At 63.9% G+C, this 7,058-nt stretch carries 4 protein-coding genes and 1 pseudogene; 1 reads left to right on the top strand and 4 read right to left on the bottom strand.

What is annotated here, in order from left to right:
• A partial coding sequence (locus Vgi01_RS30130; RefSeq protein WP_204293323.1) for an IS110 family RNA-guided transposase occupies nucleotides 1–980 on the top strand: 980 nt, incomplete at its 5' end.
• A gap of 8 nt (nucleotides 981–988) precedes the next feature.
• Here Vgi01_RS30130 and Vgi01_RS30125 read toward each other — a convergent pair.
• From Vgi01_RS30125 to Vgi01_RS31045, 4 genes and pseudogenes are all read right to left on the bottom strand, one after another.
• On the bottom strand, nucleotides 989–1,123 hold the full coding sequence (locus Vgi01_RS30125) for a transposase (RefSeq protein ID WP_204293322.1): 135 nt from the start codon (nucleotides 1,121–1,123) through the stop codon (nucleotides 989–991).
• Between the two features lie 60 nt (nucleotides 1,124–1,183).
• Nucleotides 1,184–1,822 carry a HEAT repeat domain-containing protein gene (locus Vgi01_RS30120; RefSeq protein WP_204293321.1) on the bottom strand — a complete coding sequence of 213 codons (639 nt, stop codon included), beginning with the start codon at nucleotides 1,820–1,822 and terminating at the stop codon, nucleotides 1,184–1,186.
• A gap of 132 nt (nucleotides 1,823–1,954) precedes the next feature.
• A complete protein-coding gene (locus Vgi01_RS31655; protein ID WP_444543472.1) occupies nucleotides 1,955–3,871 on the bottom strand; it encodes an RHS repeat-associated core domain-containing protein in 1,917 nt (638 codons plus the stop codon).
• A gap of 1,304 nt (nucleotides 3,872–5,175) precedes the next feature.
• Nucleotides 5,176–7,058 (bottom strand): annotated as a pseudogene (locus Vgi01_RS31045) (hypothetical protein); the annotation flags it as partial.

Below are 7,058 nucleotides of genomic sequence, written 5' to 3'. Positions count from 1 at the left end.
ACGTCATCATCGACGGCAACGGGCGGAAACTCGCCACGAAGACCTGCGAGACGACGAGCAAGGATCACCTGTCGCTGCTGCGCTGGGCAGCCGGGCATGGCGAAGAGAGCGTCTGGGCGGTTGAGGACTGCCGCAACATGACCCGCCGTCTGGAACGCGACCTGCTCGCCGCTGGCGAGCGCATCGTACGGGTGCCACCCAAGCTCATGGCCCACGCCCGCGACGCCGCCCGCACCTACGGCAAGTCAGACCCGATCGACGCCCTGGCCGTCGCCCGCGCCGCACTCCGCGAGGACGACCTGCCCACTGCCCACCTCGACGGCCCCGACCGCGACCTGCGTCTGCTGGTCGACCACCGCGAGGACCTGATCGCCGAACGCACCCGGGCGGTCAACCGGCTCCGCTGGCACCTGCACGAACTCGACCCCGAATGGGATCCACCAGCGCGATCTCTCGACCGCGTCAGCAACCTGGACCACGTCCTGCACCGGCTGACGCAGCTGCCAGGCGTCGTCGCCCACCTCGCCACCATGATCGTCCAGCGGTGCAGGAACCTCACCGAAGAGATCAACGCGATCGAGGTCGAGATCCGCCAGCTGGCCGAGAAGCTCGCGCCAGCACTCATCGCTGTGCCCGGCTGCGGCGCCCTGACCGCCGCGAAGATCCTCGGCGAAACCGCCGGCGTCACCCGGTTCCATTCCGCGGCCGCCTACGCACGGCATAACGGCACCGCACCCCTACCAGTGTGGTCATCCAACCGAGCCCGCCACCGACTCAGCCGCACCGGCAACCGTCAGCTCAACGCTGCCCTACACCGCATTGCGATGACCCAGGCCCGCTGTCACCAGCCCGCCAAAGACCTCATCGCCCGCCGCAGAACCGCCGGCGACGGTGGCCTCGAAGCCCTACGCGTACTGAAACGACGCCTGTCCGATGTCGTCTACCAGGCCCTGCGCACCGACTGCATACCCAGGGCTTGACAGAGGAGCTATGTACAGTCCCGGGTGCCGCTGTTGATCCCCAGATCACGCGCTACCCGCGCGATCGACTTCCCGGCCTCCCGCACGATCCGGACCACGCCCGCGCGGAACTCCGGATCGAACCGGCGTCTCGTCTCAGCCATGAACCTCTATCCCTCAAGTTCTGGCCTCCACGTTACGAGGGGAACCGCACTGAGATTACTTCAGTCCACGTAAAGTGGGGCGAAGAATGGCCGTTGGATCCAGGATTGGATGCGGGAAAGGTTTGGCGGCATGGGTTTCTCTGCGTTGGGATCACACGCGAGCCAGTGGCTGCGCAACCATTCCTGCTCCGCATTATAGAGCTTGTCCCAGTTGCTGGACACCAGTCCGACAACCATCTCTTCGCGACTTGCGTTCGTGGCGAATCGAGCGAGGTAGGCAATCGGAGGAAGTACTTCTGATTGGCTGAACAGGGCAGCAGGATTGAGCGCAAAGGGGAAGCGAGGAGCCGGCCCGGCCAGGCTTACCCGAAGTGCGTATAGAACGGCGTCCCAGGATCGCCCGTCGCCTACGTAGGCCATGCAAAGCAATCCGTACCTCCGGATGACCCGATCTTCGTCGAGAAGCGCCCGCGCCAGGGTTTCGGACGCGTCGGAGCCTTGGCGTTTGGCGAGCGCGACCAGAGCGGAGCAGCGTTCGTCTATAGTCGCTCCGCGGTCAGCAGCGATTGCATGCAGGATGGGGATTCCAGCGTTTCCACATGCCTCCCCTAGAGCGACGATGACGGCATTCTTATCATCGGGGTTAGAGGCAAGCAACTTAATCAACATCGCCTCACCGGCGGCACCGTCCCGTACCATCCGCCCAATTGTACCAACGTCCAGCGGGCCGGCAGGTTGTGACCCCTTCATAGCCATACTCCACCTTGCTGAGTTCCGATCTTCGGGCTAGCGCGCGAGACGCCGGCACCAACTCTAGCAGCAGCTTCCGGATCAGAAAAGCAGGTTATCCAGGTCGTCGTAGACGTAGTCGATCGTCATGCCGTACTCCTTACGCAACCAATCGTCCTTCTTCCTCTGCTCAGTTTTCGATTTTTCTCGACCAGATTTAGTTTCGATATATCCCAGCAGTTTGCCATCTTTGCCGTAGACAACAATGTCTAACGTTCGCGTGCCATGCGGGGTGTGGAATGTGAGCGCCCTCGGGTCCTGGGCATCGGTGATCGCCGTCCTACCCATTTGCCGAATTCCGTCTGCAATGTGGTCGCGGTATGCATCCCCCACGAGCTTGTTCATCTGGCCCTTTTTCGGCAACTTGCCCAGCCGACCAATGGGGGTGATTGCTAGGAACTCAATGCCAGCGCCAAGGTAGTCCCCGCGCTCCGCCGCATCGTTGACGAGGTATCCCGAGGCCGGCACCCCGATATAGGGTAGGTAACTAAGGAACTCGGCAATGTGGCGACGCGCTGCGGCTATGCAGAGTGGGCTTACTAGTGCTTGAGAGCACATCTGGTAAGCCCTCTCAAAGTAGTCCTTCCTGTACTCAGGCTGATCGGCCCATGGGGATGGCTCTGGCGTAGGGTTACCGCTGGGACTGGGCGTGCGGCCACCTGGCGGGGGTGGAAGTGTGGGCGTCGGCGAGGGCGGACGGCCTCCTCCGCCGTTGCCACCATCACCGCCCCGACCGCCACCAGGTGGTGGGGCTGGGTTTCTCGGCGGCGTTATCTTGCAGTCTTCGTCTCCGCACGGAATAAGGCCGGTGGGGTCACTGAAGGTGGTGGGATTGTTGTTGGCATAGCTGTAGCCATTCCACTGTTGAGGGTCTGTGAGGTCCTGGACGGGGTCGAGGCTGACGAACCGGCCGAGGCTGGGGTCGTATTCGCGGGCGCCGAGGTGGATGAGGCCTGTGTCGTCGCGGGTGCCGCCGACGAAGCCTCTGGTTCCTGCGAAGCTAGGTTGGGGCCCTCGATCGTCGCCGTAGGGCAGGAGGCGCTTGCGACTTGAGGTTTGGTTGTCGGCCTTGATTTGGACTTGTTCGGTGCCGTGGTGGTCGCCACTGCTCCAGATAAGGCCGGTGTGGGTGCGCACGGCGATAGTCCGACCTGCGGCGCTGTAGTAGCGGGTGCCGGTGGGTTGGGTGGCACCGGTGGCGAGGGTGAGTTCGGTGGCACCGAGGTAGAGGGTGGTCTTGTCGGGGGCACGGCTGATCAGCCTGTTGCCGTCGGCGTCATACGTGTAGGAGGTTTCGTTGGCTCCTTGAGTGACCTTGTCGAGGCGGCCCTCGGTGTTCCATGTCAACTGCTGGAAGGTGCCGCTCTCGGTGTGCCGGGTGAGGGTGTTCCCGCCGGGGTCGTATGTGAAGGAGCGTGTAGGCGTGGTGGCGAGCGGGCCCGTCGCCGAGGTGTTCGTCAGCGTGTGAGGCTTGCTGGCACCGGGGGCTGGGTGGGTGTAGGTCCAGGTGGTGTTGCCGGCGGGGTTGTGGTCGGTTTGTTTGGTGCGGTTTCCGACGGTGTCGAATTCCCAGGATCGCCAGTAGGGGTCAATGGTGCCGCCTCGTTGTGGTACTTGGTCACAGGCGGTGGCCGTAGGGGTGGCGCCGGTCCAAGCGGTGGTGAGTCGGCGTAGGGGGTCATAGCGGAAGCATTCGACTTGGTCGGCTGTCCCGTCGGTGCTGCCGAGAATGGAGGTGACATTGCCGATGCTGTCGTAGCGGTAGCCGGTGGCGTACTTGGCGGTGAAAGTGCCGGGGCTGCTCTCAAGGTCGATGCTTGTGGCGTCGAGCCGGCCGGTCTGCTGGTCGATGGTGTCGGTTAGTCGTACCTGCTTACCGCTCGCACCGAGCAGGAGTTGGTGGACAGGCCCATGAGCGTAGTAACTGGTGGCGGCGACGTAGATGTCGGCGCCGGCCATGGTGGTGGGGTAGCCGTTGTTGTTGTACCCGAGGATGAGCGTCTCGGTGGGCAGCCCGCCGACGCCGGGTTGACTGCTGCTCGTGAGGCGCCCAGCCTTGTCGTAGGTGAACGTTGTGCTGTACGTGCCAGCAAGGGCACCTTCAGCTGCAGGGATCGTCATCGTGGTGCCGCTGGGCTGGTAGTCGTCGGTGTAGCCAGTGACGGCCGAGGTGTAGTCGCCGCCAGCACCATGGCGGGTGGAGGAGGTCAAGTGCCCCTTAGCCACGGTGTCGTAGGCGTTGCTCGCGAGTTTGCTGCCGGTGCCCACGTCACCGGCCCATCGGGCGATTACGCGAGACTTGCCGTCGTATTGGATCGATATCTTCTGCCCACGGCCGTCGACGGTGTAAGCGAGCCGGCCGGCAGTGTCGTAGTGGGTGGTGGTAGTTCCAGCGTCTGGGTCGACCTTGTGCGTGGTACGGCCAGCGAGATCGTAGGCGTTGGTCCATACGTTGCCCGCAGGATCGGTGACCTTGGTCAACCGGTTGAGGAGGTCGTAGGTATAGGTGGTGCTCTGGTATGAGTTCGGATCAGTGGTCGAGGTGTATTGGTCGAAGCGGGTGGCGTTGCCGCGGACGTCGGTATGGCTGACGGTCTTAGTGCCGCCGGCCGGTGGAACAACGGTGATGCGATCGCCATGGTAGGTGGTGGCGGTCTGGCGCCATGCCGCCCCGAGCTTTTTGTCCACCTGCGCCGTGGCCCGGTTCAAATGGTCGTAGCTGGTCTCCCGTATGGCCGGAACGGCAGCGAGGTTGGGGTTGACCAATCCGACTCCGGCTACCGAGTTGTTGTGGAAGGGGTCGGTGGTGGCGGCGATGTTGCCGCGGGCGTCGTAGGTGGTGGCGGTGACGATCCGTCCGCCGTTCGGACCGGGCTGTTGAGTCTCCCTGCCCCGGCCAAGGCCGTCCACGTAGTCATATGAGGCCAGGTAGACGGCGTTGCCGCTGTGGGATTGCAGGGCTTCGGTCTTGGTGCGCGCGGGTGCGGTCGGTTGTCCGATGCCACTGGAGGTGATCTGGTAGCTGAAGCGCAGCGACGGTACCCCGGTGGACTTGGCCTGGCCTGGCAGGTACACCTCGGCCATACGGCCGAGTGGGTCGTAGGCGAGGTCGGTGACCTTGCCGTTGGGGTCGGTGATCCTCGACGGCTGCCCGGTGTGCCGGTCGACCAGAGTGGTGGTCGTGTGGTTGAAGCCGCCGCCGACGGTGCTGGTGATGCCGTTGTCGGGCCAGTTGACAACCGGACTGTAGGTGGTCGTGGTCGTCAGCCCGGCGGGGTCGGTCGCGGTACGGATCCGACCCATGTTGTCGTAGGTGCTTCGGCCACTGGTGGTGTAGGTGGTCGGGCCGGTGTAGACGCGGGTCTCGGCGACGTTGCCGTCGAACGGGGTTTGGGAGCCTTCGACGGTGTAGGTGTCGTAGAAGGTGACCGTGCGGGATAGCAGTGTGCCGGAGCCGCAGGTGTCGCCGGACCAGGTTTCCACCCGCTCCGGAAATTGATCATGTAGTAGGAGTTGGGTGCGTTCCGTTGGGCATAGGTGTAGGAGGTGCAGGTGTTGTCGGCGACGCCGACCTGGTTGTACTGGTGGAACCGGATCGGGAGCCCGTACGTGGACTCGTAGATGGTCCTCTCTTCGTTGGTCCGCCAGCTGCCGTCGTCGAGTTTGACGCGGGAGTTCTCTAGGCCGAGGCGGGTTTGGCGGGGGTTGGCGTAGCCGGGGCCGTTGTAGCTGCCTTGGATGGTGTGGTCGTAGCGGGTGCTTTCGACCTCGGTGTAGGCGGCGTTGGCCGGGTTCGCGTTGTAGGTGGTCATCCGGTAGTGGCGGGTTTGCAGGGTCCGGCCGGCGCGGGCGTAGTGGTCGTCGTAGGTGTCACCGGCGTAGTCGGTGACGGTGGTTTGTTTGATACCGCCGCCGCTGCCGGGATCGTAGATGTCGTGGTACATGCCGCGGAAGAAGTTCGACATCCACACCGTGTACTTACTGGGGTCCGTCCCCGAACCCTGCACCACACGGACGCGGTTGTAGCCGGCGAAGATGCTCCACGACTCGTACTCGTCGGGCACGAGCGGGTTGTTGGGGTTCTTCCAGGCTGGGTTCCCGACCGAGTAGTCGTACTGGGTGACCTGATCCGGTGACCCACCCACCTGGTCCTTCACCACCACCTTCTTGACCAGGTACTTGTGGAAGATGCCGAAGCCGGGGTCGGCGCCGGGTGGTGAGTGGAAGATCGGGTAGCAGTCCTCGGTGTTGACGTCCCAGTTACCCACCTTGCCGTTGTGCCAACTGTTGTAGCCCGACTGTGTCGACCCGCCCTGCGGGCACGGCTTCTGCGTCCCGTACGTGACCTCCGTCCGGCCGCCGAAGCCGTTACGGACCACCAGCAGGCGGGGCATCCGCATCGCGGACACACCGAGGCCGGTTTCGTCGTAGTCGACGCGGCCGTCGCGGAAGTTCGGCTGCACGCCGTCGACGTAGTCGAAGTCCACCGGCGGCAGGTCGATCTTGTTCGCGTCCGCACCGATCAGGCCACTGGGGCGTATGTAGTCCAGGACGAAGGCCCGCTCGGTCAAGCCGGTGGGGTTGGACACCTTGTACCGCAACTGAACCCGGCCGATGTTGTTCCACTCTCCGGTGCCGGCGTTCCACTGGTAGGAGATGACGCGGTCCAGGATCCTGCTGGTGAAAAACGACTGGGTGTAGTTCCCACACGACGACGACCCGCAGACCAGGTCACCGGGCACATCCGGGTAGGAGTTCGGGTTCGACGACAACGCCGGACACGTCGCCGGGGTGTTGTTGAACGGATCATCCTCTGCGGTGCGCTCCACACACCGGTGCGCCCACCCGAACACCACCCGCCCGACCGGAACCGCACCCGCCTCGGTCACGTTCTTCGCGTACTCGATCTCCGACAGATACCCGCCCCGGTCGTACTCCAGGATCGACCCACTCAACGCCCGCTTGTAATGGTTCGTCTCCCGCGTCCAGTGCAAATAGGTTTCGTTCTCATTGGCGTCACGAACCCGATCCAGGTTCCACCGCCACGGATCCCGACACGACGCCGGATACACGTCATAGCAGGGCTCCCCCGCCTCGTCACCGAGGAACGACATCTTCCACACCGAGTCCCGCACGAACCCGAACT

The organism is Micromonospora gifhornensis (genome assembly GCF_016863515.1).
Taxonomy (GTDB): Bacteria; Actinomycetota; Actinomycetes; order Mycobacteriales; family Micromonosporaceae; genus Micromonospora; species Micromonospora gifhornensis.
This window is presented reverse-complemented; position numbering and strand designations above follow the sequence as displayed.